This window comes from Vibrio sp. OPT46, from assembly GCF_015163535.1.
Taxonomy (GTDB): Bacteria; Pseudomonadota; Gammaproteobacteria; order Enterobacterales; family Vibrionaceae; genus Vibrio; species Vibrio alginolyticus.
The window spans coordinates 1-473 of record NZ_JADDYG010000495.1; the positions used below are offsets into that span (position 1 = coordinate 1).

Genomic DNA, 473 nt, shown 5'->3' on the forward strand with positions numbered 1-473 from the left:
TCACTACACAGTGTGCCAGTCATACGAAAACTTCAGTCATTAGAATCCTCACTTCATGCGTTTGCTCACTCCTTAGAGCAAACGTACTTTAACGTTCAATTAAACAATCCCTCTGACATCAAACCAATTAAAGCGGTCATTAGAGCTATAACGGCGATCACTTACGATGAATACCAATCAGGTCGAGAGTTAAACCAGTTACCTGGAGTGGTCTTCATTCCTGAAGATGTAGTTCCCAAATTACTAGAAGTAAATCATGCCAAAAAGGCATTTTCAGACGCTGTAAAAGAAGCTAAGGCCTCGAGTAAATGCAAAAGCAATACTGCCGCATTGAATCATGTAAGAAAATTATTAACAGAGATAGGCATGCAAAGAGTTCACTTTAAACAATGTGAACGCTTGCTGGTGGTAGAAGAGGCGCTACCTAAAAAAATAGTTTTTTATAACGAATCAAAAGGGTGGGGTAACCAAAA

The 473-nt window shown here is 39.1% G+C and carries 1 protein-coding gene; it reads left to right on the plus strand.

Going from position 1 to position 473, the window contains the following annotated elements; genetic code table 11:
- On the plus strand, positions 1-473 hold a 473-nt coding region (locus IQR33_RS35935), incomplete at both ends, for a hypothetical protein (protein ID WP_193844013.1).